The organism is Paenibacillus jiangxiensis, from assembly GCF_046098255.1.
Taxonomy (GTDB): domain Bacteria; phylum Bacillota; class Bacilli; order Paenibacillales; family Paenibacillaceae; genus Paenibacillus; species Paenibacillus jiagnxiensis.
The window spans coordinates 70,288-96,750 of sequence record NZ_JBJURI010000008.1 but is presented as its reverse complement, the minus strand read 5'-3'; the positions used below and the strand labels follow the sequence as shown (position 1 = coordinate 96,750).

Here is a 26,463-nt window from a genome sequence, read left to right as displayed (position 1 = left end):
AATCCCGCGGGATTGAACTCCGTGTCGGCCATTCGTAACTTAGGCGAGCTAATGAACGTGCTCCGAGATGCGGCTTAACGCCTCCCCCGCGTTATCGACGAAGATATCGCGTACAGCGAGATCCCCGATTGACACCACGCCGACCAGATTGCCATTTTCAACGACAGGAAGACGGCGGATAAGCTCGTCTGCCATAATGTGGGCGGCATCATGCACATCTTTGTCAGGGGAAATGGTGCGGATATCCTTGCTCATCACCTGATCCACCGGAGTTGTGCCAGGATGGTTGTTGGCGTACCCGCGCACGGTCAAGTCCCGGTCGGTCAGCACCCCCACCAGCTTGCGGGAGCCCTGCTCAATTACGGGAATAAAGCCGGTATCATTTTGTCTCATTTTCATGGCTGCCTCGTGGAGCGGGTCCTGAGGGGATACCGTCACACAATCCTTGGTCATTACATCCTGAATGGTTCTCATGGGAACATCCTCCTTTCGAACAGTAGGGTGCCCAAATTTTCATGACACATTCGTTGGACGTTAGGCGACTTTAACGGAGCACCCGCCATGCAGAATTATGCCTTGCGTGCAGAATGTTCATCTGCATATGCTTCACTCATCCGGATGAACAGCTTCACTCCGCTCAGCATGACATCCTCGTCAAAATCAAACTTGGGATGATGATGCGGATAGATGGCCCCTTTCTCCGGATTGCCGGCTCCGACGAACATAAAACAGCCGGGCACCTGCTGCAGGTAATATGCGAAATCCTCGGCAGGCATCAGCTTAGGCGACTCCTGTACGCGGGAAGCGCCAAACACATACGCCGCTTCCCTGAAGAAACGCCCCGCTTCCTCCGTATCGTTCACCAACGGCGGGTAACCCATAATGTACTGGATCGAAGCGCTTGTTCCGTAGGCTGCGGCGGTCTGCTCCGTCATGGTATGCAGCCTTTCCTTCATAACGGAGCGGCTGTGCTCATCAAATGTGCGCACCGTTCCGCTGAGTTTGCACGTTTCGGCGATCACGTTCTGCGCAGAGCCGCCATGGATCGTGCCCACGGTCAGCACGGCAGGCTGAAGCGGGTCAACGGAGCGGCTTACTACACTCTGCAGCTGCATGACGAGAGCAGATCCGGCAACCACGCTGTCTATCGTCGCCTGCGGCATGCCGCCATGGCCGCCTTTTCCCGTCAGCTCGATATAGAAGTCATCGGCAGCGGCCATCATGGCCCCCGCACAGCTGGCCGCTGTTCCGGAGGGCAGCGGCGTCCACAAATGGATGCCGTAGATCACGTCGACACCTTCCAGCCCTCCTTCACGGATCACACTGACCGCTCCGCCGGGAAGCAGCTCTTCCGCCGGCTGAAACAGAAAGCGGATTTCCCCTTTGATGCTGTCCCGGTGGCGGCTGAAATACGCGGCCGTGCCGAGCAGCATCGAGGTATGCCCGTCATGCCCGCAGGCATGCATCGCCCCTTTTACAGTGGAATGGTACTCGCAGTCTTTCTCATCTTCAATCGGCAGGGCATCCATATCCGCACGCAGCATGACGACAGGACCCGGCCGGGTACCGCGGATCGTTCCGATGACGCCGTGGCCTGCCACGTTTTCCCTAACTTCAATATCCCATTGCTTTAGCTTGTCGGCTACAAACGCAGCCGTGCCGCTTTCCTGAAAGGAAATTTCCGGGTTCATGTGAAGGTGCCGCCGCCATTGTACCATTTGCTCCTGCAGTTCCTTCATCCATAATTCTTCTTTCATCCGTTATTTCCCCTTCCGTACGGTCTGCCAATTCAATTCTATCTTTTCATTGTAGCAGATCAGTATGCTTTACGGTATATAACAGCCTTGTTTGGGTTGCAGAAGGCAGGCAAACATACTATGATGGAAACTATTAGACTATACCAAATGAACGCCTGAAGCCTAAGCTTGATAGGCGAAATCAAGGGGAACGGGATATGAAAGATAAGAAGCCGGAGCGTCGAAGAGGCACACCGGATTTTCAGCTGCTCATCCTGACGCTGCTTTTGGTCGGATTCGGAGTGGTTATGATTTACAGCTCAAGCTACAGCGTTGCACTTATGAATGACAAAATAGGCAACGACCCGTTTTATTTTACCAAGCGGCAGGCCGCATTCGCCGTGCTCGGCACCTTCGTGATGTTCGTTGCGATGAATATCCGAATGGAGAAATATAAAAAGCTATTCAAACCGATGTTCATCTTTACGATAATCCTGCTCGTCCTGGTCCTGTTTGCAGGCAGACTGAACGGTGCGAGAAGCTGGTTTAATGCAGGTACGTTCGGCATTCAACCGACAGAGTTTGCCAAAATCACAATTATTCTGTATCTTTCCGCCCTGATCGCCAAAAAGGGTGAGAAATTCCGGGATCTCAAGACAGGTTTTCTGCCGGTCACTGTAATTGTCGGATTCGTGGCGGGCCTTGTCATGCTCCAGCCTGACTTTGGCTCCTGCCTCATCCTAGTAGCTACCAGCGGATTGATCATTTATGCCGGCGGCGCCAGCCTGAAGCACATTTCCGGCTCGCTGCTGCTGCTCGTGGTGGCTGCATCGATCGTATTCGGCGTCGGCTCGCTGCTGGACTCCATATCCGCTGATCCCAACGCGGTTACGGATAAAAAGGATTACCGGGCAGGACGTGTAGAGGCCTTTCTTGATCCCAAGAAAGACCCGCAGGGCTCCGGTTACAACCTGCTGCAATCCCTGCGCGCCATCGGGGATGGAGGATTTGCAGGCACAGGCTTTGGACAAGGCATTATGAAGCTCCACTATTTGCCGAACTCGTTTAACGATTTTATCTTCTCCGTCATCGGCGAAGAATTCGGCTTTATCGGCACAGGCCTGTTCCTCATCCTTTATCTGTACTTTATCTGGAGGGGAGTGCTGATTGCCTTAAGGTGCCAGGACCCGTTCGGGACGTTAGTGGGAACGGGAATTATGGGACTTATCGCCATCCAGGCATTTATTAATATCGGGGGAGTTACACAGACCATTCCGATGACTGGCGTAACCTTGCCATTTATCAGCTACGGCGGCTCTTCCCTGCTTGTGATGATGCTGTCCATGGGGATTATGCTGAGTATTTCACGTGAAAATTCCAGGGAGGTTATTCAGGAGCGCACCAAGGAGGTTGCCATCCGCAACAGTGCTCCTACCCGGTTCGAGAACCGGAGAATGAACCGTTTCAGACAAAACTAGATACAGGCAAAAAAAAGACTGGCGGAATATGCGATCCGCCAGTCTTTTTGCCATATAAACCAGTTTTACTGCTCGTCGTCCTTGAAGGCCACGCCTTCAACCTTGACGTTTACCTCCACAACGCGCAGGCCCGTCATGCTTTCGACGGCTTCCCTTACGTTCTGCTGAAGCATCCGGGACACTTCTTGGATCGGTGTTTCATACAGAACAATAATACGCAGGTCAATGGCGGCTTCCAGCTGTCCGACTTCCACCGTCACGCCCTTTTGCACATTTTTCCCGCTAAGCCTCTTGGCCCAGCCCTCGGACAAACCTCCGGACATGGCTGCAATACCAGGTGTTTCCAACGCCGCCATGCCGGCAATTTTCGATACGACGTCATTGGAGATGCGAATATTGCCCATTTCCAATTCCAGCTGTTCTGCCATACCAATATCCCCCTTTGCTTCCTTAACCGTATTGTAAATCGTTCCCCCCCAAAAATGCAAACCGGACTTTGGAGGATTGTCGTGAAACAATGAATTCCGTTTACAAAGTATGTCATTCTGGGTATATTCATAAGGCGTGCTTTTATTCATCATACCTGATCCAACAAAATACATACATCAATGAGGTGGAAAGTTACAATGAAAAAGTGGTTATCTCCCGCACTGCTGATTATCGCCTTTTTGTTGGCAGCAATCGCGCATTATGCGCACTGGAATCCGATCCTTCAGTTTGTTATTGCAGCCATAGCCGTCATTTTTGTGGCCGGCTTCCTCGGACGTGCGACCGAAAGCGTAGCCCATTATGCCGGACAGCGCCTGGGCGGCTTCCTGAATGCCACTTTTGGTAATGCCGCAGAATTGATCATTGCGATATTTTTGATTAAAGAAGGCCTTTACGACATGGTTAAAGCCAGCTTGACCGGCTCCATTATCGGCAACCTGCTGCTTGTACTTGGAGCCAGCCTCTTTGCCGGCGGCTTGAAGTATAAAGTGCAAAATTACAATGTTTCGCTCGCCGGCCTGAGCGGATCACTGATGATTGTAGCGGTTATCTCCTTGTTCGTACCTGCCGTATTTCTGAACACACACTCCATTACAGAAGGGGAAGCCGATACGCTCAGTCTGGTTGTGGCAGGCATTCTCATTCTCGCCTATTTGGCTTGGCTGCTGTTCTCCATGATTACGCACAAGGACTACCTTTCCGATGTAACAGACGATGAGGATCAGCAGCTCGCACATGAGCATGAGCCAACATGGTCCAGAGGCAGATCAATTCTATATCTGGTGCTGGCCACCGTCATGGTCGCCTTTGTCAGCGAATGGCTGGTTGGTACGTTGGAGGTCTTCACAACCCGATTCGGACTGAGCGAGCTGTTTGTGGGCGCATTCCTGGTGGCCATTATCGGCAACGCCGCCGAACATAGCGCCGCCATCATGTTGGCCATGAAGAACAAAATCGGCGCTTCCGTCGAAATTGCGGTCGGCAGCAGCCTTCAGATCGCCCTCTTTGTCGCGCCTGTGCTGATTTTTGTAAGTTATTTTACAGGGGATACCATGGACATCGTCTTCTCTACCATCGAGCTCGTGGCCATAGCCGTTTCGGTGTTCATCGCCAAATCGATCACCCAGGACGGCTCAACCAACTGGTATGAGGGCTTGATGCTGCTTGTTGTATACGCCATGCTTGGCGTGTCGTTCTTCCTTGTATAGATAATTCAGAAGCCAAAAAAGCATGCGGCCATATGGCCGCATGCTCCTTCTATAGTTGCTCGCGCCGGAGTTACTCTTCCTTCTTATTCATAGCTTCGTAGAGCATCGCAAGGTTCCGTTCCAGCTTGCTTACCAACTGTTTGCCTACCATTTCAGGGAGAAGTCCGGCACGGACGGCAAAATCGACTTCTTTGGAAAAGCCGTACATTTGAGTATCCAGCACTTCCTCGTAAAGAGGACAGTAACGGGTAGCCAGGTTTTCCATCTGCACTTCAATGAGCTTCTGTATTTTATCCGCATCTTCTTGAAGCAGAGTAATTGCTTTCAAATTAAGCTGTTCCTGTAAATCAGATGAAGTCACATTTTTCCCCCCTCTGTCTCAAAAATCACATACGCGTCCTACAGTTCATATTAGACGAAATTGCTGGCTAATACAAGAACCTGCTAAAAAAAGCATTCCTGCCGGAACCGGCAGGAATGCTTTCTTCGAGAGTTAAAACTAGTCTTCAGCGATCGTAATTTTCAGTCCATGCTTGGCGAACACTTCCGCCATCGCAGCTTTGGCTGCGTCGGCATCCGGTCCGTGGACATGAAGCTCATAGCTGTGGGTGTCCACGAGTGTAGTGAACAAGCCCAAAATACTTTTCACATCAATGTACTTGTTCTCGGAATGGAGCACGATGGATGAAGTAAATTTGCCTGCTGTCTGAGCAATTTCAACAACGGCCGCATTGTTACTGGACATAAGGAATCCCTCCGCTTTTCAACTAAATGATCATGCAGTTTCGTTTATTCATATATATAGTAATTACACCTACATGATACATTGAAATCGCTTTCCCAGCAACAATATTATGTTTACTTCAAGTTCTCAGGATTTAGAGCTTCCAGCTCAGGCAAAACAAAAATCCCGTCCTTGCGGATCAATACATCGTCAAAGTAAATTTCTCCGCCGCCGTAGTCCGGACGCTGAATCAGCACCAGGTCCCAATGAATGGAGGAGCGGTTCCCGTTATCCGCCGTTTCGTACGCCTGTCCTGGAGTGAAGTGCAAGCTGCCCGCGATTTTCTCGTCAAACAGAATATCCTTCATCGGATGCAGGATGTAAGGATTAAAGCCGATGGCAAATTCGCCAATGTGACGTGCTCCCTCGTCCGAGTTCAGAATCTCGTTAATGCGCTCCGTATTATTGCTGGAGGCTTCCACAATTTTGCCGTTCTCAAAACGGAATTGTACATTTTCAAAAGTAACGCCGTTGTACAATGTAGCCGTGTTATAGCTGATCGTTCCGTTGACGGAATCGCGGACAGGCGCCGTATACACCTCACCGTCAGGGATATTGCATTGGCCGGAGCATTTGACGGCCCCGATTCCTTTAATGGAGAACGTGAGGTCCGTACCGGGCCCGGTAATGCGAACCTTGTCGGTCCGGTTCATCAGGTCGGCCAGCGCATCCTGCGCCCGGTCCATTTTCGCATAATCCAGATTGCAGACGTCGAAATAAAAATCTTCAAACGCCTCTGTGCTGGTGTTGGCCAGCTGGGCCATACTGGCATTCGGATAACGCAGCACCACCCATTTCGTGTGCTTTACCCGCTGCTCGCTATGTACCGGATGGGAATAAACGGAATTATACAGCTTCATCTTCTCTTCAGGCACATCGGACAGATCATTCACATTCTCCCCTGCCCGGATGCCGATATAACAATGCATCTGCTTCATCCGGTTCAGATCGATATCCGCCCAGATCTCCATTTGCTTGCGGGTAGCATTCTTGAGCATCGCCCGCTGTACCGTGCGGTCTGTCAGCTGTACGAATACGTTGCCGCCCTTCCGTCCCACTTCCTCAATTATGGCGTTCAGCAAGTCTCGCTCCGAACCGATCATTTCCACCAGCACATTCTCGCCGGGTTGAACATCAACAGAATAACCGACCAGGTTCTGAGCCAGTTTAACAATTCGCGGGTCTTTCATGGGCATGTCTCTCCTCTGCAGCGTGTTTATTAAACACTGGTAAATTCAGAACCTATTGTAGCACGCCACAGCTTTTACTTATAGTCCTGAAAAAAAGTATCCGACACCAGCGACTCCTCCTGTACTCCTCCGCCCTGGTCCTGGTACAGAATATGTGTCTCTGAGGACAACCGCTGCGGCAAAAGACTTCTGCGGTCAACCGTCAGATGATATACCGTGCGCACCTGGGCGGTATCCAGCCTCCGGCCAAGCTCGTCGTTCGCCTTTGTCCATGCGGTATCCAGTTCGGTATTAAGCTTGCTGCGCTCCGGTGCGGTCTGTTTGGCTGCAAGCCGCCGGAATCTGCTGTTCACGTCGTCCATCTCTTGTTGCAGGTCAGCGGCCAGCCATTTTTTCGCATCCTTATCCGACACCTCGATCCTGAACATACGCGTGCCGCGCGGAGCCGCTTTTTCCAGCGTAATTTGCTTATCCAGTTTTCCGAGCTCCTCCAGCCGGCTGACTGGATTCATTCTCCCCGGCCTTCCCGCCAACGCATCCGTTCCTCCCCGCCACGCTCCGCGGAGTCTGTAAAAGTTCTCGGTCAACCCCGGCTTCCCTGCCCATTCCTCTGATGCTGCTTCCATCTCTTCATCTGCGGGAGTCACCGTGCTGACTGTAAGCCGGTCATGGCCGCGAAGCTTGCCCTCAAAGTGCACCTGCTGGTGAAATTCGCCGCTTTCGCCCAGGCGCAGAGCCGACATCCCGTGAAAATGAAATTCTTCTTTGCCCGCAAGGCCTGACATTGCCAGGCTGTAGTATTCTTCAGGGGTGCGGCCATTGTCCATGGATGTGCAGCCTGTAATATACAAGGCGGTTAAGCAGATCAGGAAGGCAGCCGCTCCGGACACTGCTCTGAACATACATGACGCTCCTTCCGTTATCATTTCTGTCAGCGTAGTATCCTCTCCATACGCGCCAAAATATGCATCGGAGAACAAAAAAGATGACGCCCAAAAGCATCATCTTTCTTTGTTTATGATCCGTTATCGAAGCAAACCGCTACGGCTATGACAATTCAGTTACCACCCGGTTGCGCCCCCTTGCCTTGGCACGATAAAGAGCCATGTCCGCTTTATTAAACAGGGTTTCAACACTGATATCCCCGTCGTCACGGCTCCAGGCCGCAATGCCGCAGGACACCGTCACGGCCGGTTCTATTTCTGCGGAAACCCTCGTCCTGATCAGCTCGGCGCACTGAACCGCCTGCTGAATTCCGGTTTCCGGCATATAAACGGCAAGCTCTTCCCCTCCCCAACGCGCACAGATGTCTCTTTCGCCCACCGCAGCGAGCACAACGCGGCTTACATGCTCCAAAACCGAGTCTCCCTTCAGGTGACCGTATGTATCGTTAATTTTCTTGAAGTGGTCGATATCCAGCAGAATCAGGGAACCGCAGAAGTGCTCCTTTTGACAATCCATGATTTTCGTATTCAGATAGCGGCGGTTGTGTAGTCCGGTCACCATGTCTGTATTGGCCAGCTGCTTTACCTGCGCGTGCAGCGAAGCATTCATAATGGCAATGCTGATATGGGGCGCAAACATCTGCAGCAGCTTGTAATTATCATAGGAAAAATAATGAGACTCAGGGTGAGAGAGTAAAATTGAACCTTTTACTTTGCCGTTGATCGTCAGAGGCACACCCATAAGAGAGCGTGACAGCGTAGCTTCCATAAAAAACGAGATTGCAGGAGTCCGCTCCATGTAATCTGCCAAAATAATCGGTTCCCCGGTCGTGTACAAAATGCTCGAAAAGCCGTAATTAACGGGAAACATGCTCCCTTTCAGCTGCTCCTGGGTACTGCCCATCACCTCAAAACAGTTTTTCTCCTCATTCAGTTGCACGATACAGCAATGCTCGGCGCTGAATACGTTAATCAGCTCCTGCACCGCGAATGTGAACATGTCGTTCAGCCGCAGGCTCCGATTCAGCCGCTGTGCCAGCACATTGATCAGCCTGAGTTCATGGTTCAGCATATTGGATTGCTCCAGCAAATTGGCATTTTCAAACGCTGTACCGGCGGTGTCCGCCAGCATCGTAATAAGGTCCAGCTCCTCCTGCTCCGGATACTTGTGGCTTGCCGGCAGTTCCATGAGAAAAACACCGTAGATCCCCTGCTTCCCACGTAAAGGTATGCCAAACTCAAATGCTGCCGTATCCTCTCCCTGAACCCTGCTCTCGTCGTCCAAATGCCAGCTGGCAACAAGCGCTCCCTTCATGAAGGCCCGCAGACATATATTATCTTCTCCCTGATGAAGCAGGAGCTGCTTTACCCGGGGATTGCCGCTGCGGCGGTCATGAGACAGAAACAGGGTAAGCCGGACATTTGGAAACAAGTTTTCAATGCTGCTGAACACTTCGTCCAGCAGGGCATCCACATCAGTTTTATCATGCATGTTCCTTGCGATCTGGAACATCGTGGAGCGAAGCTTCGCTTCCCTTTCCGATTGATTTCTTTTTTTCAGCATGGTCGGCAAAAGCTGATATTCGAACTGCTGGTAAAAGCATGAGCGAAAGTGAAGGGCGGTTGTTTGGAGCAATTCAGGCTCAGGCAGTGTCCCGCCGGCACGGGCCGTGAAAATCAGCACCGCAAATATTTCCTCATGATGTCTGCTGAATACCGGCAGGGCGGCAGCACGGCGCTTGGAATCCGGCGCGGAGAGCTGTAATTTCGCTGTCTTCAATACCAGTTTGATCAGAAGCGGCAATTCCCCGTCTGCCCGCCCCGGCCCGACCCTTGTTCCCAAAGGGGTGAACACCGCCATTTCCAATGCGCTTATCCATTGCAGGCCCGAGCACTGCTGAAGCCATCTGGCATGCGCATACGACAAAAGCTCGTCAAGATAAGGAAAATCAAAGGAGGTTATGTCCATGTTATTCAGAAATGGCATAATTACCGGGTATTGTGCCATGAACACATTTGATTGGCCAACGCTATCATCATCTCTGCCGTTCTGACCCGTCATATGGAACTTTGACATGAAGGACACCGCCCTTTTTGCATTACTGATCTTATGAAATTGCATTTATCTGATCATCAATGTATTTTTTTCGGGATGAAAATGAAACTGACTTCTATTATATTACATTGTAATCTATGACTTTGCACCTACTATTTATAGTCAAAAAGGCCTATCGACAAAATACGACGCGTCCCGCCAACCAACGCTCGCTGTCTTTGAACGTACTTTGATAGACGTTTTTCTTGTCCGCTCTTGACTTTGATCTTCCATTTCATATAATATATATTGTTGATGAAGACTGTATCTGCCCACGGGCAGCAGTCTTAAATTTTGGGCGTAACGGTTGTGTCACCCTCATCTTTTTTGTTGCTGACAGGACAGCGGCTGAACTTTCCCGTCAGTTAGCGCGCATGCAATCCGGCGCCGAACAAAATGGAGCGCAAAGAGAAGCCCCACTCAAAATTTAATTATGAAGGAGTTAACTCTATAATGGCACGTTACACTGGTCCTAAATTTAAATTGAGCCGCCGTCTGGGCATCTCCCTGAGCGGTACCGGCAAAGAATTGAAACGCCCTTTCCCTCCGGGACAGCATGGTCCCAACCAACGCAGAAAAATAAGCAACTACGGCATGCAGCTGGCTGAAAAGCAAAAACTGCGTCATATGTACGGTTTGGGAGAGAAGCAATTCCGCACGCTCTTTAACAAAGCACAGAACATGCAAGGTATTGCTGGTGAGAACTTCATGTTCCTGCTGGAAAGCCGTCTGGACAACCTGGTATACCGTCTCGGATTTGCAAATTCCCGTGCGGGCGCGCGTCAGCTGGTATCCCATGGTCATGTGACTGTAAACGGCAAAAAAGTCGACATCGCTTCTTATCAAGTAAGCCTTGGCGACGTGATCGGTCTGCGTGAAAGAAGCCGCTCTTTGTCTTCCGTCAAAGAAGCTGTTGAAAACCGCAACCATCTGCCTGCTTACCTGGAGTACAACGATGCTGCAGTGGAAGGCAAGTACATCCGTCTGCCTGAGCGCGCTGAACTGTCCCAGGACATCGACGAGAAGCAAATCGTCGAATTCTACAACCGTTAATTCGGAAGCATGCAAGAAGAACCCGGAATTTATTTATTCCGGGTTCTTTTTTTACTTCTCACAGATTCAGACCAGCTTGAGCTTGGCGAACTTGCGCTTGCCGACCTGAATGATGTCCCCATCCTGCGGTGTGTAATCCGCATTCGGGTCCGCCCACTTTTCTTCATTGATCTTGACGGCGCCCTGCTGAATGCTGCGTCTCGCGTCACCGTTGGAAGCAGCGAAACCAAGCAGCGTCAGCAGCTTGATGACACGGATGCTTCCGTTCTCAAGCTCGCCGGCCTCCAGATTGAACTCCTCAATGTCCTCCGGAAGCGCGCGCTGCTGAAATACTGTTACGAAATGCTCCTGGGCCGCGTTTGCCGCTTCTTCCCCATGGTACATCCGGACAAGGGTGCGTGCCAGCAGCATTTTGGCATCACGGGGATGCACGCTGCCGTCCTTCAGCCCCTCCTTCATCTTATTAAGCTCCTCGTTGGAAATATCGGTCGCCAGCTCAAAGTACTTGAGCATCAGCTCATCCGGCACAGACATGGCTTTCCCGTACATCTCATTCGGTTCCTCGTCGATTCCGATGTAGTTGCCAAGGCTTTTGCTCATTTTCTGAACACCGTCCAGACCTTCCAGCAGGGGAAGCATCATGGTGGCCTGTGTATTCACGCCATATTCCTTTTGCAGTGTGCGTCCCATGAGGAGGTTGAACTTCTGGTCCGTACCGCCCAGTTCCACATCGCTCTTCAGTGCGACGGAGTCCATGCCCTGCATGAGCGGGTAGAAAAATTCGTGAATGCTGATCGGCAGGCCTCCCTGGAACCGTTTCGTGAAATCATCTCTTTCCATCATGCGGGCCACAGTCACTTTGGCGGAAAGGTTCACCACGTCAGCAAAGGACATAGGTCCGAGCCATTCCGAATTATAGTAGACATTTGTCTTCTCAGGATCGAGAATTTTGAAAAGCTGCTTCTTGTACGTCTCCGCATTGCGCTGCACATCCTCTTCGGACAGCTGCTTGCGCGTCTCAGATTTACCTGTCGGGTCGCCGATCCGGCCCGTGAAATCGCCGATAATCAGCTGCACCTGGTGGCCAAGCTCCTGAAACTGCCGCAGCTTGTGCATCACGACCGTATGCCCGATATGCAGATCCGGAGCCGATGGGTCAAGCCCGAGCTTGACCTTCAATGGCTCGCCGCTCACGACCGATTTCGCGATTTTTTGCTTGAATTCATCCTCTGGAACAATTTCCACCACTCCGCGCGTCAGAATAGTGAGCTGGCGTTCTGTTTCCGCCTGCTGCGCAGGGGTAAGCTCTTCCCATTTCATATTTGCTGATTCCTCCCGTGTTTTAAAAATGCACAAAAAGGCTCCTTCTCATCCCAAGGGACGAGAAGGAGCCTGCTCGCGTTACCACCCTAATTAAAGCGCACGCCTTAAAGAGCGATGCACTTTCACTTCATTCCAATAACGGGCCTCTGCCCGGTGCCGGACTACTCCAGGAACGCTTGCTTCGCCTCCCTGTTCATCCGGACAGCTCCAGACGGTAATTCAAAGGCGGGACGTCTACGGTTCGCACCAGCCACCGTCTCTCTGCGCACGTCTTGCCGCCTTCTACTTCAGTCTTTCTCAGCTTTTATCCATATGTATTTTTAATTACTTTGAACTATTTATAACATAATTTTTTTGCGTAAGTCAACGTGCTGGAAGTCCGGCTTTAAGCTTATGGGTTGAAATAGCAATTTTATGCTATAATAGTGCCTGTTAAAAGGAGGATAGCTTGATGGTTGATGAGAAAAAAATCCCCCCTGACCGACAGGGTTCCCGTGCAAGAACCATTTTTCGCAGAATCGGTGTCACGTTGAAATGGATCGTGGTGCTGGGCTGCATGGGGATATTGTTCGCCGGTGGAGCCGTGTCGGGGTATGTGGCCTCCATCGTAAAGGATGATCCCGTACGCTCCAGGGAGATGATCGAGCAAAAGGTGGGCGAAAACGCCATTACCGGGTTTGCCTACTTTGAAGATGGCTCACCGATCGGACAGCTTCGTACCGAAGAGGACAGACGTCCTGTCACCTATGAGCAAATCCCGCAGATCGTCATCGATGCGGTTGTCGCCATTGAGGATAATCGTTTTTATGAGCATAAGGGCGTGGATTTCTCAGGTACTATGCGCGCGGTCAAACAAAAGGTGCTGAACGAATCCGTCCAGACCGGCGGCAGCACGCTAACTCAGCAGCTGGCGCGGCGCGTGTTCCTGAATCTTGATCGCACCGAAGACCGCAAGATCAAGGAAATTTTGCTGGCACTGCGCCTGGAACGGTTTATGACCAAGGAACAGATTATGACCGCTTATCTAAACAAGGTTCCATACGGCAACGGCTCCAACGGATACAATGTATTCGGTATTAAAGCTGCAGCCAAGGGCATTTTTAACATTACCGATTTGAGCAAGCTGAACATTGCCCAAGCGGCGTATCTGGCCGGGCTTCCGCAGCTGCCAAGTACTTATTCCGCCTTTAACGGCAAAGGGGAATTTAACGAGTCTGCCTTTAAAAAGGCCATGAACCGGCAGAAGCTGGTACTCTCCCGCATGCTCGAGGAAGGCAAGATCACCCAGGCGCAATACGATGAAGCCCTGGCGTTTGATATCAAGAAATCGCTGGCAAAGAGAACAGTCAAAGCCTACAATACTTATCCATATCTTATGATGGAAACAGAACGGCAGGCTACCCAAATCCTGATGTCTCTCCAGAAGGGGACGGAGCAGCAATCAGGAGCGGAAACGGGGAAATCTGCGGCTAACCAGATCAATCAGGAAGAAGCGCTGCAGCAGCTGCGCACAGGTGGGTACAGAGTTTATACGACCATTGATAAAACCGTATATAACAAGATGCGGAACATCGCCGAAAATGCCAACAATTTCTCGCCGACCAGCCAGACAAAAGGCATGGAGCAGACGGCCGCCATGCTGATCAATCATAAGACAGGCGCTATTCTCGGCATGATCGAGGGCCGTGATTTCAATGAAGAGCAGATGAACTATGCCACACAGATGGTACGTCAGCCGGGTTCGGCTATGAAGCCGATCGCCGCTTATCTGCCGGCACTGGAAGCCGGGCTGGTTCAACCGGGCAGCGTATTGGACGATGCGCCTATTATTCTTAAAGACGGAGTGAACGGATATCATATTCCGAAAAACTCCAATAACCGCTACGAAGGACTTGTAACGGCGCGTCATGCGCTCAATAAATCGATTAATACAGTTGCGCTAAAAATATTCAACGATAAAGTAGGCATTGATAAAGCCTGGGCATTCGTCAAAAAGCTCGGCATTACGACCATTGAAGATAGCGATTACCAGGCCACGACCGGAGTTCTCGGAGGACTGAAATATGGTGTGACCGTAGAGGAATTAACGAACGCCTACGGCGCTATCGCCAATGGCGGTGTGTTCAATGATGCTTATATGATCAGCAAAATTGTCGATTCCAAAGGAAATATCGTCTACCAGCATAAAGCCGAGCCTGTAAAGGCATTCTCGCCGCAAACTGCCTACCTGATGACGGATATGCTGAAAACTGTCGTTAGGGATGGCACAGGGTCGCTCGTTAATCGTAATTTCAAGCACAACGATATTCCGATCGCGGGCAAGACCGGAACGACACAATCCTACACTGATGTGTGGTTTGAAGGATTTACACCGGACGTCACGCTTGGCGTTTGGGTTGGTTACAAGCAGCAAATCCACAAGCTTGAAACGAGTGCGCAGAAGGAGCGGGCACGGCGGCTGTGGGCAACCATTATGAACGAAGTGGTCGATTCGGACCCGCAGCTCTTTAAAGATGATGAATTCGAGAAGCCGGACGGCATTGTGACCCGTACCGTGTCGGCGTACAGCGGCAAGCTGCCGACCTCCTTGACCAACAAGTTCGTTACGGATATATTCAATGCCAAGTATGTTCCGACCCAAAGCGATGATGCGGTCGCAAGAGCAAAATATATTACGTACAACGGAGTCAACTATATTCCGCGTGACGGCACACCGGATGAATTCCTGAGCCAGCAGACCGTCATCAAACGTGAAAAGCCGATTTCCGAGCTGATTAAGGAGCTGCAGAATGCATTTTCCAAGATGAAAGAGCATAACTCCCTTTCCTATTATCTCCCGGCCGACGCGGATGATGAGCTTCCGACCCGGGTAGACCCAAGGAAGGACAACGGGAGTGACCCTGAGCCTCCTGCAAATGTTCAGGCAAGCATTGAAGGCGGAAAGGCGGTTATCAGCTTCTCCCCTAGCGGGGATGATGATGTCGTCGGCTACCGGCTGTACCGCTCTTCCGGCGAGGGCTTCAGTCCTACCGGAAAAATCGTTATGGCTGATGGCTCCAAGGTGTTCACGGATTCACCAGGGGAGTTTTATGTCACGGCAGTGGATGTAGCAGGTCGTGAATCGGCGCCTAGCACCAGCACCACCGCGGTATCGGATCCTGAACCTGATCCTGTGTTGGAGGATCCTGCTGCCGGTGAAGGTGAAGTTGAACAACCGAGCGCCCCTCCTTCCGCTCCAGGGCAGCCTGTGGCGGAAGCGGCTGGCGGCGGGATCAGGCTTCAATGGCCAGCCAATGGACCAGAACAAGGTATTATCGGCTACAACGTATATTACAGTGAGAATGGAAAAGAGCCTTTTAATTTAGTCGGCTCCGCCCGTTTTACACAGTTCGACTATAACAAGGGCGGGAAAAAGAAGGCGAAGGGGTGGTTCCGCATTACCGCAGTGAACACACTGGGCGAGTCCCCTCCTTCATCTCCAGTTCATCAGTGAAATTAATAAGTATTAACAAGATTAAGGGTAGAATTGAATCACAACAAGAGCCATTTATGATTTCAAAGAGCGAGTATCGGTGGTTGTATTTCCACCAATACCCGCTCTTTTTTCATCACTCTGACCCATTTGAGCCTTATATTCACTCTTAAGAAGTAGGCTCGCATCACCTCAACGCTAACCCCAGAACTATTCTAACGGTTACCACAATCGCTATTTGTTCCAAGAACGTTAATTTCAAATTATAGCGGTTGCCATGGCGCTTATTGCGCTTAACCCGGGTATTTTTGCCTAGATTAAAGCAAATAACAGCGGTCACATCCGTTAGATTTAGAAAAGGGCTTTTTTGTGTAAAATAGCGGCTGTTACACCCGTTAGATTTCCAGCGGGAGTAATATCGGCTCGAAAACCTGAGCTGTTGCGGGAAATCAGGGGCATGAAGTACAAAAAGAGGAGAACTGGGGATACTTGCTCCAGTTCTCCTCTTTTATGCAACTCAGAAATCGCAGGAAATTGGAGATTTCTGAGTACTAGCTTTAAAGTTTGGGTGCGCACGGAGCAGCGGAGAGGACGAAGCAATTCCGGAAAAGCGGCAGCGTTCGCCTTTGGCCCGGAGGGTCAACAGCGATTGTAGGAATGCTTCGTTCTCGGAGCGTCTCACAACTTGCGAAAGCAGCACCTCAGCCAATATCATCAATCCTCAATAGTCGACAGATCTCCTGTAGGAAGCTCAAGCTCCCATGCCTTCAGCACACGGCGCATGATTTTGCCTGAACGCGTTTTCGGAAGTTTGTCTTTGAACTCAATTTCCCGCGGAGCGGCATGAGCCGACAGACCTCCCCTGACAAAACGGTAGATCTCCTCCTTCAGCTCATCGGAAGGCTGATATCCTTCACGCAAAGCGATAAACGCCTTGATAATTTCACCGCGCATCGGGTCAGGCTTACCGATAACCCCTGCCTCAGCAACTGCCGGATGCTCGACCAGCTTGCTCTCCACCTCGAACGGCCCGATTCGTTCCCCGGAAGAATTGATGACATCATCAATCCGTCCCTGAAACCAGAAATACCCGTCCTCATCCATATAAGCGGAATCACCGGATACGTACCAGCCGCTGAAGCGGAAGTATTCATCATACTTCGCCGGATTGTTCCAGATCTTTCGCATCATGGACGGCCAGCCCGTCCGGATTGCCAAATTACCCATCCGATTCGGCGGAAGCACATTGCCTTCGTCATCAAGGATGGCGGCTTCGATGCCAGGCAGCGGTTTGCCCATGGAGCCGGGCTTAATGGCCATTTCGGGATAATTGCAGATCAGCTGCCCACCGGTCTCCGTCATCCACCATGTGTCATGAATACGCTGCCCGTAAGCCTTCCAGCCCCAGCGCACTACTTCGGGATTGAGAGGTTCACCTACTGAGAGCACATGCCGCAGGCTGCTTAAATCGTATTTATCGAGTATTTCTTCGTTGGCCCCCATCAGCATGCGAAATGCGGTGGGAGCACTGTACCAGACGGTTACCTGATAACGCTCTATCGTTCTGTACCAGTTTTCCGGACTGAACCGCCCGCCCCGGATCACATTCGTGGCTCCGTTAAGCCAGGGGGCAAAGATCCCGTAAGAGGTCCCCGTTACCCAACCTGGGTCTGCCGTGCACCAAAAGATGTCGCCCTCACGGAGATCAAGCACCACCCTGCCTGAGTAGTAATGCTGGATCATCGCGTTTTGTACATGGTATACGCCTTTGGGTTTCCCGGTCGAACCCGATGTATAGTGAATGATCATTCCGTCCTCACGGTCCAGCCACTCAGGCTCAAATTCATAGGAAGCCTGATCCATTTCCGCTTTGAAGTCGATGACGTCACCTGCCAATTGTGAGCTGTCCCCTACTACGAAGACATGCTTGAGCTCCGGCAGCTCATCTCTGGGGATGCGGCCCAGCAGCTCCGGAGTAGTTACAATAGCGACTGCCCCGCTGTCTTCAAGCCGGTCTTTGACGGCTGTTTCCATAAACGCTTCAAAAAGCGGTCCTACCACAGCCCCAACCTTCAAAATGCCCAAGAGAGCAATAATCAGCTCGGGCGAACGCGGCATGAAAACAAACACCCGTTCTCCTTTGGCAATATTGTACTTGCGCAGCACATTGCCGAACCTGTTGGATTCCATGCAAAGCTGCATAAAAGTGTAGGATTCCTCACGCTGTCCATCACAATAGAGCAGCGCGGTTTTATGGCCACGGCCTTCATAGACATGCCGGTCTATCGCTTCGTGAGCCATGTTTACCTTCCCTGTTCGGGACCATGTAAAGTGATTCTCAACATCCTTCCACTGAAAACGCTTGCAGGCTTGTTCATATGAACCCATGTTTGATGCGTAAACGACACTTTCCAGTTGCTCGCCCTTCATGTCCTTCAGCCTCCTCTTGGTACAAATGTGAGTACAAATCATAGTCAGAACTTGCTCAAAGAAGAATCCAGATACTCAGCCAAAAATATGAATTTTTTATGTCATCGACAGTATATCACAGGCGGACTGTGACGGTCATCCTTTTCAAGCCAATGTTTTTTTGATATAAGTAGGTTGATACGGGGGAGCGCCAGTATGGTTGGGAAAGGAGCCTGCTATGGAGCATACAAAGCTGTACAGGGTTCATGAGATGGCTGCCGTTCAAGAGAATTTAACCGTTGAAGGACCGGTACTCGAATCCTATCTGCGGGATCTGCTGATGCACAAACAATTGGATGCGTTCCGCGTTCCGCGAGAGCAGCATAACGCTCTCATGGATATCGCCTCACTGCCTGAAGGTCGTGTGATCATCGCAAGAGACGGAAGTGTCATTGTCGGTTATGTCACCTTTCACTATCCGGATGAGTGTGAACGCTGGTCGGAAGGCGGAATGAAAAATTTGCTTGAGCTTGGAGCCATTGAGGTAGCGGATGATTACCGTTATGCCGGGCTGGGCAAGCAGATGCTGCGGACGGCGTTTGAAGACGGTCAACTGGATGATTATATCGTATTTACGACAGAATACTACTGGCACTGGGATTTAAAAAACACGCAAATGAGCGTCTGGGACTACCGCAAAATGATGGAGAAGCTGATGAAAACGGTGGATATGGTCTGGGTTGCCACCGATGATCCTGAAATTTGCGCTCACCCGGCCAACTGCCTGATGGTGAGAGTTGGAAGCCGGGTGCCTCTCAGCTCGGCAGAGCAATTTGACCGTGTCCGGTTCCGCAACCGTTTCATGTATTAAATCATTTGTCAAAATGCTGAAGCATATATTCTACAATTTGATGTGAGCGATGGGACGCCTCCACCGTAAATTCTGCAAAATTCACATGTGCGGAGCCATCCGCTTTATCGGACATGGAGCGAAGCACAACAAAAGGCACACCGTTCATATGACAGGCTTGCGCCACCGCCGCTCCTTCCATCTCCGTACAGGCTCCGCCCATTTCCGAATACAGGGCGGTGACGGTTTCCCTATCCGCCACAAACTGGTCGCCGGAAAGCACCTTGCCTGTCAGATAGTGGTCTCCCCTGGCCTGGCAGGCCTGCTCCGCCAATTGAATCAGCCTGTGGTCGGCCGCAAACTCAGAGGTGTCCTGGTAAGGAATAACCCCCTTCGCAAAACCGAGCGGCGTTACATCCATATCATGCTGCATACAGGTTGAAGAGATTACGATGTCGCCTATGTTCAATTCGGGGTTCACCGCACCGGCCACACCGGTAAAAATAACGCTGTTCACGCCAAACCCGTCAATCAGAATCTGTGTCGTGACCGCAGCGTTCACTTTGCCTACACCGGATTTGCATACAACTACATGGTGACCGTGGAGGGTGCCCTCCGTATATGTAATGCCCGCCTTGACGGTCTTACGAGCTGTCTGCATGCCTGACAGCAGCAGTTCTATTTCCTCATCCATTGCACCTATAAGACCAATGACCTGACTCATTCGTTCATCCCCTCCTGCCTGCAAAATACAATTTTCAAAACAAAATGATTGAAAAAAGCCCCTTACGGAGCTTTTTTCAACGTTGTATGCCATTGTTTAATCCAAATGACTGACGGACAGGCGCAGAATCGTTTCATGCGGCAAAATGACCCGCGGATTTTCGACATTTTCCTTCTTCATCAGCTTAGTCAAAAGACGCATCGCGACAGCCCCCAGATCATACATTGGCTGGGCAACCGTCGTCAGCTGAGGACGAACCATGGATGCCATGCGGATATTGTCCACACTGATGATGGAGAAATCATCCGGCACCTTCAGCCCCTCATCCTGAATGCTGTGAATCGCACCAATGGCCATTTCATCCGTTGCTGCGAAAATGGCCGTTGGCTTCTTCTTCAGACCGAGGAAATATTTCATGGCCTCAACCCCGGACTCATAGCGGTAGTTGCCGATGCGTACAAGGTCTTCCTGATATTCGATACCTGCTGCTTCAAGAGCTTTCTTATAACCCTGGAAGCGGGCATAACCGTTAGCCGGATCCTGCAGCGTGCCGCTGATCATCGCAATCTGGCGGTGTCCGTGGCGCACCAGCGTGCTCACCGCGTCAAATGCGGCGCTTTCGTGGTCAATGTCAACAGACGGATACATTCCTTTCTCATCGCTTGTCGCACACAATACGATAGGCACGGCTGCTGTCTGGAAAGCCTGAATATGCTCATCCGTTACAGTGCCGCCCATAAAGAGAAGTCCGTCCACCTGCTTCTCCAGCAAGGTGTTGATGACACGGATCTCTTTCTCCTTGCGCTTGTCGGCGTTACACAAAATGATGTTATAGTGATACATGTTGGCGATATCTTCAATTCCGCGCGCAATTTCAGCAAAAATGGAATTGGATATATCGGGAATCACGACACCGACCGTCGTGGTTTTCTTGCTTGCCAGTCCGCGTGCAACCGCATTCGGCCGGTATCCCAGCCGCTCGATGGCCTCATATACTTTCTTGCGGGTTTGCGGTTTTACGTTCGGGTTATTGTTGACTACGCGGGATACCGTCGCCATTGAGACGCCGGCTTCGCGAGCAACATCATAGATGGTTACCGTCACATTCCTTCTCTCCATTGCCGATAAATTTTCATTACATGACCCAGCTTCCAATTAAAAACATGATACGACAAAAAACCGCTTTATGCAATCAAAGTGCGGTCAGATCCCGCTTAATGTCTCCTGCAAATGGACGCTGGTGATGCTGCCATGAGAGGTATCCCATACAGCCTTTCCGTCCCTGACCAGAATAACCTGTGGCGACTCATGCTTCACGCCCAACCTTACCGCAGCCTCGTTGGAGACAGGACGGTCCTCCACTACGTAAATGATACCGTATTCAACATTGGACGCAGGTGTCCCCTGCAGGTAGGCTTCCATCTCCTGATGCGCTCTTGCACTGATTGGACAGCGCGTACTGTGTTTAAACAGCAGCAGCGGCTTTGCGGCCGAAGCTGTCAACGCACTGTCCAGCTGTTCGATCGTGCTTAACTTATACATGGTTGCCATTGGACATACATCCTTTCGCATGAAAGAGTCTTAAGACTATGGAAAGAAAAACATCTAGCGACGCACTTTCACAGAAGACAGACCGTATTTAGCGGAAGTTTTCTTGCAACTAAAGAAAGCTTCAGCTCTGCTGAAAGCTAATGCCTTCTCTAATCTTAACAAAAAGCTTATGTAAAATCCAATGATGTCCATGAAAATTTTCATTTATTCATCTTTTTATGTCCGATAACAGCAAATCGGGTGCTGCCATAGACAGCTGCTTAAGCCTGCTTTCCACATCATTCATCCAGCGGGTATCCCCGGAATCACTGGCATAACGGTATAAATCAAGCAGTAAATTAATGCGTTCCTGCCTCGCCTCCTCCAGCGGCTGGTCCCACTCTTCAAGCTCCTGGTCTTTCGTGTCCATGAGCACCTGTCGAATGACATCCGCCCACTCATGGATTTCCGCGAATGAAATTTGCTTTATTTCAGCTTCCTTGTCCGATTTCTTGATGAGTTTCTTGATATCATCTGCCACCTGCGTCGGCACCTCACTTTCAGTGCAGGACAGGCAGGTCAGCACCGGCACATGCCTGATCTCCATCTTTCGTCCGTAAACCAAAGTCCTAAGTTCCAGGTTCATGCTTGCGCCGCATTCACAAAGCTTGCGCATTTTAACACCCCATTAGACATCATTTGCAGTTTTATGTATCTGTATATCTCTAATCTCAATTCGACCTTTCCGGCCTTAATTCCTTCTCTATACAAGGAATTGAACAAATTACCATAGGAGCTCGAAATAACCATGTCTTTTTCTGTCGAATCAACTCGCCATAAAAAAACGCGCCAGCTTGAAACATGGACTTGTGCTTCCATTTTTCTTAAAATGAAGAGGATTGGCATTTCAGAAACAAACTTCGGAGAGGAAGTGTGTAAAATGAGGCTTGCAGGCAAGAAAGTGATCGCCTTAGTCGATGAGGAATTCGAGGATCTTGAGCTTTGGTACCCGGTGTACCGGGTTCGTGAAGAAGGGGCCGAGGTTCATCTCGCCGGTGCCGAGAAAGGCAAAACCTATACCGGAAAGTATGGTGTTCCCGCAAAGGCGGATTATGCTTTTGACGAACTGGACAGCAGAGACTATAACGGCATTCTCGTACCGGGAGGCTGGGCGCCGGACAAGCTGCGCAGGTATCCCAAGGTGATACAGCTCGTACAGGAAATGCACAGGGACCAGAAAGCGATCGGCCAAATCTGCCACGCGGGCTGGGTGCTTATTTCCGCCAAAATTCTGGACGGGGTAACCGTAACCTCCACCCCGGGCATACGTGATGATATGGAGAATGCGGGCGCCATATGGAAGGATGAAGCCGTGGTCCGGGACGGACATATCGTCTCCGCCCGGCGTCCGCCGGATCTCCCGCCGTACGGCCGCGCATTCTGCGATCTGCTGGCGGAAATGCCAAATTGAAATAATTCAGCCTTATTAGAAAGGACCTCAAGCTCCACTTGATTGCGGAGCCCGAGGTCCTTCTGATCATTTTACGGGATATTGTCGTTCTACGGATTCAACGGCACGCTGCTCGCTGCTGCCGCAAGCTTCTGCTCGATCAAGGCGGCCTTGGACAACTTCATGCATTCTTGCGCCGTGCGTCTCGCATCCGCGGCCGTCGTGTTCAGCAGCCTGTGCTTGACACGAAGCAAAGACTGCGGCGACATGCTCAACTGCCGGATGCCGAGCTCCAGCCAAAGCGGGATGGAACGCTCATCTCCAGCCATTTCCCCGCACACACTGACACTGATGCCCGCTCCTTTGGCAGCCTCGGCCGTCATACGCAGCATGCGGAGCACCGCCGGATGATAGGGGTTGTACATATGGGCAATCTGTTCGTTCATGCGGTCGACCGCCAGCACATACTGCACCAGATCATTCGTGCCGATGCTGAAAAAGTCCACCTCACGCGCCAGCTCCTCGGCAATAAGGACGGCGGCGGGAATTTCGATCATAATCCCTTTTTCCGTTTTTTTGTTGTAGTCTATACCCCGTTTGTCCAGCTCCTCCATCGCTTCCTGCAAAACGGCCTTGACCTGCAGCAGTTCCTCGATGGAGGAAATCATCGGAAACAGAATTTTAACCTGTCCAAAGGCGCTTGCCCGCAGAATGGCGGTCAGCTGGGTTTTGAACAAATCCTTGCGATCCAGGCTGATGCGGATGCCGCGGTAGCCAAGGAAAGGGTTCTCCTCCTCCTGTAGCTGCAAATAATCGAGCTGCTTATCGGCCCCGATATCAAGGGTACGGATGACGACCGGCTGCCCGCCGGCCTTCTCGGCGACGAGCCTGTACACGTTAAACTGCTCCTCTTCGCCGGGGAAAGCAGGCCGATCCATGTACAGGAACTCTGTCCGGAACAGCCCGACACCCTGGGCGCCGTTTTTGATGGCTGTCTCCATATCCTTGACCGAGCTGATATTGGCGGACAGCCTGATCTTCTCCCCATCCTTCGTGATAGCCTCTACGGAAGCCAGCAGTTGGAGCTGCTCCTTTTTGCGCAGTTGTTCACTCCGCAGCTCGGTATAACGCTCCAGAGCAGCCTTCTCCGGATTAACGTACACCCGTCCGTTATCCCCGTCGACAATCATCATATCCCCGGTTTGGACAGGCAGGTTGCTGCTGCTTTCCAGACCGGATACGAGCGGAATGCCCAGCGCTCTGGCCATGATGGCCGAATGGGAGGTTTTCCCTCCGCTCAGCGTGACAATGCCCAGAACATTACCGGGGTTCAGATGCGCAAGCTGGGAAGGCGACAGCTCCTTCGCTACCAGAATGTAAGGCTGTGTGTCCCTCGGAAGCGTGACCTCGGGCGCGCCCAGCAGATGCTTCAACAGACGGTTGCCGACATCCTTGATATCCATGGCCCGTTCCTTCATATATTCATCGTCCAGCAGATCAAACATGGCTACAAAATGGTCAATGGCTTCCTTCACCGCCACCTCGGCTGCTTTGTACTGCCGTTCAATAATGCCGTGAACCTCATTCATAAAGGCCGGATCGTCCAGAATAGCCAAATGCGCGTCAAAAATACTGGACTCCTCCGGCCCGACCATTTCACGAAATTCATTTTTGATCGACTTGATTTCATCCTTGGAAGTACGAATGCCTTCATACAATCTTTCAAATTCCTTGGCCAAATCCACCGGGTCCATCTTCTGCTCCGTCAGGTCCCATTCCCAGCTTGGCAGGACAAATGCCTTGCCGATCGCAACGCCCGCGGCGGCGCCAATGCCGTCTATCATGATTCTACCCCTCCAACATTCCTATCGTGCAGTACAACGGACATCACCGATGCCTGACCTTTTTTTACATGCTTAAATGGAGCGTAGCTCCAGGATTTCACGCGGTCCGGATTCGTGATCACCATCGGCGTCGCGAGCGAAGGAGCCTGTTCTCGGAGCGCCTGCAAATCAAATTTGATCAGCAGCTGCCCCGGCTCCACCGTATTCCCGGCCTCCACGAGGGCGTTAAAGTGGCCCTTGAGCTGAGACGTATCAATTCCGATGTGCAGCAGCACCTCAATCCCCTCAGGCGTCGAGATGCCGATGGCGTGCATGGTCGGATAAATATGCATAACCGTGCCGTGCACAGGCGATACCAGCTCTCCTTTTTCAGGAATAAAAGCAACCCCGTCCCCGACCAGCTTGGCCGCGAAAATTTGATCAGGCACCTCCTGGATCGGCAGCATTTTGCCCTGCACGGGAGCGTTGAACATGACCTGTGGAAGATCCCGCTCCATCAGTTTGGCGATTTCCTCGCGGATCAGCTCCGAATAGGTGCCAAATACGACCTGAACGTTGCCTCCGCCCAGTTTGATCAGTCCGGCGGACCCCAGCGCTTTCATGGCACCCGAATCGATCAAACGGTCATTATGCACTGTAAGGCGCAGCCGGGTGATGCAGGATTGAAGCTGAATGATATTTTCCTTGCCGCCAAGCGCCTCCAGAATCAATGGAGCCCTGTAAGGGATGCCCCCGGCCCAGTCGTCCAGCATGGAGCCTTCTTCCCTGCCGGGTGTCGGAATCCGGAATGTGCGGATGGCCCAGCGGAACAATACATAATACACAAGCCCGTACGCCACCCCGACGGGAATTAGCAGCCATGCGTTATGGGACAAGTGAAAGTTGAGCACATAATCGATAAAGCCCGCCGAATAGGAGAACCCGTGCCTGATGTCCAGCGCATAGGTAATCCACATCGCAAGTCCGGACAAAACGGCATGCAGTAAAAACAGATATGGTGCCGCGAACAGGAACGCAAACTCAATCTGCTCTGACACACCGGTCAGGAAGCAGACGAATGCGGCGGTCAGAAACGTTTTTCTGATTTTCGGCTTCAAGTCCTCCCTGGCCTCATGTATGATGGCCAACGCAATCGCCGGCAGGGCAAACATCATGATCGGGAACAAGCCGGACATGAAGTATCCCGCGGTCGGATCTCCGGCAAAGAAGCGCGGCAGGTCCCCCTGCACCAGATTCCCGTCGGTCGTCTCGTATGTACCAAGCTGAAACCAGAATATATTGTTAAGCAAATGATGCAGCCCGAAAGCAACCAGAATCCTGTATAAGACGCCATACAAAAATAAACCGAATCCGCCCATAATACCTTCCATGGAGGCAAGCCGTACAAGAGCACCCTGCAGTACCGGAGCGATGCCCAGCATCAGAAAAGCGAATACGGCCGAAAAGAGGCCGATAAACAGCAGCACGAACCGTGATCCGCCGAAAAATTGCAGCACCTCCGGCAGCTTGATGCTCTTGAACCGGTTATGCGTATACCCGGATATAACACCCAGAATAATGCCGATCAGTGTCGCGGGATGCACCATCCCGCTTCCGAAATGCTTCGTTACCTGATCATATATCGCCATTCCGGCCAACGCGGCCAGTCCGGCCTGCCCCGCCTGATTGGACATGCCCAGAGCGACGCCGACAGCAAAGATGTATGGCAAAAAATTAAAAATGCCGTGACCTGCGGCTTCAGCCACTTCACCGACGGCAGGCAGCCCCCAGCCTACCCAGGGAAGACTCGCCAAACTCAGGAGAATAGCCGCCGCCGGCAGCACCATCGTCGGGAGCATAACGGCACGCCCCAGCTGCTGAAGCGATCCGAGCCAGTTCATGGCG

Annotated in this window: 22 protein-coding genes and 1 other annotated feature; of the genes, 6 read left to right on the top strand and 16 right to left on the bottom strand. The window is 51.5% G+C overall.

The window, feature by feature from the left end:
- Positions 1-48 precede the first annotated feature (48 nt).
- Entirely contained in the window at positions 49-474 is a 426-nt protein-coding gene (locus ACI1P2_RS10245) for a CBS domain-containing protein (RefSeq protein WP_355319349.1), read from the bottom strand.
- A gap of 95 nt (positions 475-569) precedes the next feature.
- Positions 570-1,757, bottom strand: a complete 1,188-nt coding sequence (locus tag ACI1P2_RS10240; protein WP_355319347.1) for an amidohydrolase — start codon at positions 1,755-1,757, stop codon at positions 570-572.
- A gap of 197 nt (positions 1,758-1,954) precedes the next feature.
- Between ACI1P2_RS10240 and ftsW the strand changes: the two genes are divergently transcribed.
- Positions 1,955-3,214 carry a putative lipid II flippase FtsW gene (ftsW, locus tag ACI1P2_RS10235; protein ID WP_355319345.1) on the top strand — a complete coding sequence of 420 codons (1,260 nt, stop codon included), beginning with the start codon at positions 1,955-1,957 and terminating at the stop codon, positions 3,212-3,214.
- Between the two features lie 65 nt (positions 3,215-3,279).
- Here the strand turns inward: ftsW and ACI1P2_RS10230 are convergent, their stop codons facing one another.
- Positions 3,280-3,642 carry an Asp23/Gls24 family envelope stress response protein gene (locus ACI1P2_RS10230; protein WP_355319343.1) on the bottom strand — a complete coding sequence of 121 codons (363 nt, stop codon included), beginning with the start codon at positions 3,640-3,642 and terminating at the stop codon, positions 3,280-3,282.
- A gap of 198 nt (positions 3,643-3,840) precedes the next feature.
- On the opposite strand from ACI1P2_RS10230, the gene cax reads away from it, so the two are divergent.
- On the top strand, positions 3,841-4,911 hold the full coding sequence (gene cax, locus ACI1P2_RS10225) for a calcium/proton exchanger (protein ID WP_355319341.1): 1,071 nt from the start codon (positions 3,841-3,843) through the stop codon (positions 4,909-4,911).
- A gap of 70 nt (positions 4,912-4,981) precedes the next feature.
- Here the strand turns inward: cax and ACI1P2_RS10220 are convergent, their stop codons facing one another.
- From ACI1P2_RS10220 to ACI1P2_RS10200, 5 genes are all read right to left on the bottom strand, one after another.
- Positions 4,982-5,272 carry a YlaN family protein gene (locus ACI1P2_RS10220; protein WP_355319339.1) on the bottom strand — a complete coding sequence of 97 codons (291 nt, stop codon included), beginning with the start codon at positions 5,270-5,272 and terminating at the stop codon, positions 4,982-4,984.
- 138 nt (positions 5,273-5,410) lie between these two features.
- A complete protein-coding gene (locus ACI1P2_RS10215) occupies positions 5,411-5,656 on the bottom strand; it encodes an HPr family phosphocarrier protein (protein ID WP_355319337.1) in 246 nt (81 codons plus the stop codon).
- Positions 5,657-5,769: 113 nt separating this feature from the next.
- Positions 5,770-6,885: an aminopeptidase gene (locus ACI1P2_RS10210; protein WP_355319335.1), complete on the bottom strand. Its 1,116-nt coding sequence runs from the start codon at positions 6,883-6,885 to the stop codon at positions 5,770-5,772.
- Positions 6,886-6,959: 74 nt separating this feature from the next.
- Positions 6,960-7,787: a hypothetical protein gene (locus tag ACI1P2_RS10205; RefSeq protein ID WP_355319333.1), complete on the bottom strand. Its 828-nt coding sequence runs from the start codon at positions 7,785-7,787 to the stop codon at positions 6,960-6,962.
- A 145-nt stretch (positions 7,788-7,932) separates the two neighbouring features.
- Positions 7,933-9,906, bottom strand: coding sequence for a sensor domain-containing diguanylate cyclase (locus tag ACI1P2_RS10200; RefSeq protein WP_355319331.1), 1,974 nt, complete (start codon positions 9,904-9,906; stop codon positions 7,933-7,935).
- A 471-nt stretch (positions 9,907-10,377) separates the two neighbouring features.
- Here ACI1P2_RS10200 and rpsD point away from each other — a divergent pair, with 471 nt between their 5' ends.
- The gene (rpsD, locus tag ACI1P2_RS10195) at positions 10,378-10,977 is read left to right on the top strand and encodes a 30S ribosomal protein S4 (protein ID WP_355319329.1); all 600 of its coding nucleotides are present in this window, start codon (positions 10,378-10,380) and stop codon (positions 10,975-10,977) included.
- Positions 10,978-11,043: 66 nt separating this feature from the next.
- On the opposite strand, the gene tyrS is transcribed toward rpsD, so the two are convergent.
- A complete protein-coding gene (tyrS, locus tag ACI1P2_RS10190) occupies positions 11,044-12,297 on the bottom strand; it encodes a tyrosine--tRNA ligase (RefSeq protein WP_355319327.1) in 1,254 nt (417 codons plus the stop codon).
- 53 nt (positions 12,298-12,350) lie between these two features.
- Positions 12,351-12,608, bottom strand: a binding site (T-box leader).
- Between the two features lie 143 nt (positions 12,609-12,751).
- On the opposite strand from tyrS, the gene ACI1P2_RS10185 reads away from it, so the two are divergent.
- Complete coding sequence (locus ACI1P2_RS10185) at positions 12,752-15,793, top strand: transglycosylase domain-containing protein (protein ID WP_355319325.1); 3,042 nt, start codon at positions 12,752-12,754, stop codon at positions 15,791-15,793.
- Positions 15,794-16,486: 693 nt separating this feature from the next.
- Here ACI1P2_RS10185 and acsA read toward each other — a convergent pair.
- Positions 16,487-18,202 carry an acetate--CoA ligase gene (acsA, locus tag ACI1P2_RS10180; RefSeq protein WP_355319323.1) on the bottom strand — a complete coding sequence of 572 codons (1,716 nt, stop codon included), beginning with the start codon at positions 18,200-18,202 and terminating at the stop codon, positions 16,487-16,489.
- 217 nt (positions 18,203-18,419) lie between these two features.
- Between acsA and ACI1P2_RS10175 the strand changes: the two genes are divergently transcribed.
- Entirely contained in the window at positions 18,420-19,052 is a 633-nt protein-coding gene (locus ACI1P2_RS10175; protein WP_355319321.1) for a GNAT family N-acetyltransferase, read from the top strand.
- 1 nt (position 19,053) lies between these two features.
- On the opposite strand, the gene ACI1P2_RS10170 is transcribed toward ACI1P2_RS10175, so the two are convergent.
- The 4 genes from ACI1P2_RS10170 to ACI1P2_RS10155 form a co-directional block, all read right to left on the bottom strand.
- Entirely contained in the window at positions 19,054-19,755 is a 702-nt protein-coding gene (locus ACI1P2_RS10170; protein WP_355319319.1) for a 5'-methylthioadenosine/adenosylhomocysteine nucleosidase, read from the bottom strand.
- 96 nt (positions 19,756-19,851) lie between these two features.
- Complete coding sequence (gene ccpA / locus ACI1P2_RS10165; protein WP_355319510.1) at positions 19,852-20,859, bottom strand: catabolite control protein A; 1,008 nt, start codon at positions 20,857-20,859, stop codon at positions 19,852-19,854.
- Between the two features lie 99 nt (positions 20,860-20,958).
- Positions 20,959-21,306 (bottom strand): bacillithiol system redox-active protein YtxJ, encoded by a 348-nt coding sequence (gene ytxJ, locus ACI1P2_RS10160; protein ID WP_355319317.1) that lies wholly within the window; start codon positions 21,304-21,306, stop codon positions 20,959-20,961.
- Between the two features lie 208 nt (positions 21,307-21,514).
- Entirely contained in the window at positions 21,515-21,931 is a 417-nt protein-coding gene (locus ACI1P2_RS10155) for a hypothetical protein (RefSeq protein WP_355319315.1), read from the bottom strand.
- Positions 21,932-22,225: 294 nt separating this feature from the next.
- Here ACI1P2_RS10155 and ACI1P2_RS10150 point away from each other — a divergent pair, with 294 nt between their 5' ends.
- Positions 22,226-22,756 carry a type 1 glutamine amidotransferase domain-containing protein gene (locus ACI1P2_RS10150; RefSeq protein WP_355319313.1) on the top strand — a complete coding sequence of 177 codons (531 nt, stop codon included), beginning with the start codon at positions 22,226-22,228 and terminating at the stop codon, positions 22,754-22,756.
- 89 nt (positions 22,757-22,845) lie between these two features.
- On the opposite strand, the gene ptsP is transcribed toward ACI1P2_RS10150, so the two are convergent.
- Positions 22,846-24,579, bottom strand: coding sequence for a phosphoenolpyruvate--protein phosphotransferase (gene ptsP / locus ACI1P2_RS10145; RefSeq protein ID WP_355319311.1), 1,734 nt, complete (start codon positions 24,577-24,579; stop codon positions 22,846-22,848).
- Positions 24,576-26,459, bottom strand: coding sequence for a glucose PTS transporter subunit IIA (locus ACI1P2_RS10140; protein ID WP_355319309.1), 1,884 nt, complete (start codon positions 26,457-26,459; stop codon positions 24,576-24,578). Before ACI1P2_RS10140 ends, ptsP begins: the two co-directional genes overlap by 4 nt.
- Positions 26,460-26,463 lie beyond the last annotated feature (4 nt).